Below are 507 nucleotides of genomic sequence, written 5' to 3'. Positions count from 1 at the left end.
AGCATGATGCAGACGAAACCCAGCGCGAGCCGCCAGCCATAGCGTTCGGTGAGGCTTGCCAGCAGCGGCAGGAACACGAGCTGTCCGGTGGCGACGCTCGCCGTCAGGATGCCGACCACGAGCCCGCGCCTTGCGGCGAACCAGCGCGTGGCGATGGTGGCGCCGAGCACCAGCGCCGTCATGCCGGTGCCGATGCCGATCACGACGCCCCACAGCAGCACGAGCTGCCAGACCTCGGTCATGCCGAGCGAGAGAATCAGGGCGGACACGACGATCAGCTGCGCCGTCAGCGTGACGTTGCGCAGGCCGTAGCGGTTGAGCAGGGCGGCCGCGAACGGCGCCATCAGGCCGAACAGCACGAACCGGATCGAGAGCGCCGACGAGATCTCCGCCGTACTCCAGCCGAACTCCTTCTGCAGGGGCACGATGAAGACGCCCGGGGCGCCGACCGTGCCTGCACTGATCAGCGAGGCGAGGAAGGTCACGCCGACCATCACCCAGCCGTAA

The 507-nt window shown here is 68.2% G+C and carries 1 protein-coding gene; it reads right to left on the bottom strand.

Features of this window, described 5'->3' with window-relative positions; all coding sequences use genetic code 11:
* On the bottom strand, positions 1-507 hold a 507-nt coding region (locus AACY19_RS27035; RefSeq protein WP_339454560.1), incomplete at both ends, for an MFS transporter.

It is taken from the genome of Pseudomonas sp. EA_5y_Pfl2_R50 (genome assembly GCF_963970475.1).
Taxonomy (GTDB): domain Bacteria; phylum Pseudomonadota; class Gammaproteobacteria; order Pseudomonadales; family Pseudomonadaceae; genus Aquipseudomonas.
This window is presented reverse-complemented; position numbering and strand designations above follow the sequence as displayed.